Below are 701 nucleotides of genomic sequence, written 5' to 3' on the forward strand. Positions count from 1 at the left end.
CTGTCCTGGAGGATGGTATTGTCCTTGTACCAATAAGTCGTGCTGTCCTTGATCACCTGCACTATATTGTTGTTCATCACCTGTGTCACTGAATCATGGAAGACTTGTGTGTTGACTATACTATCTGCCACATTTTTCATGTTCAGTTGCAACCTGGCGTATTTCAACAGGCTGCTGTCGCCTACATGTGTCACGCCGTCTTTGGCCATCACGTCGATGAACTTGTCGCTGGAGAGTGAATCGCCCTTCGCTTTGATCGTCTGGAACACACTGTCCTGGAGGATGGTATTGTCCTTGTACCAATAAGTCGTACTATCCTTGATCACCTGCACTATATTGTTGTTCATCACTTGTGTCACTGAATCATGGAAGACTTGTGTGTTGACAATGCTATCTGCCACATTCTTCATGTTCAGTTGCAACCTGGCGTATTTCAATAAAGTGCTGTCACCTACTTTGGTCACACCGTCTCTCGCCAACACATCTATAAACTTGTCACTCGCCAATGAATCACCTTTGGCCTTCACCGTAATAAACACACTGTCCTGGATCGTTTTATTATCAACATACCATTTTGTGGTACTGTCTCTCACTATCTGAACGATACTGTCCCTGAAGTCATTGTTAATCACCAGCCAGTTGCTTACACTGTCACGGCTGATCCGTGTCACACTGTCCCGGAATACTTGCGTATTGGTGAT

1 protein-coding gene is annotated in these 701 nt (G+C 45.1%); it reads right to left on the reverse strand.

Going from position 1 to position 701, the window contains the following annotated elements; translation table 11 throughout:
• Nucleotides 1-701: hypothetical protein (locus QTN47_RS27920; protein WP_369332760.1), on the reverse strand; the 701-nt coding region annotated here is incomplete at both ends.

It is taken from the genome of Danxiaibacter flavus (assembly GCF_041060425.1).
Classification (GTDB): Bacteria; Bacteroidota; Bacteroidia; order Chitinophagales; family Chitinophagaceae; genus Danxiaibacter; species Danxiaibacter flavus.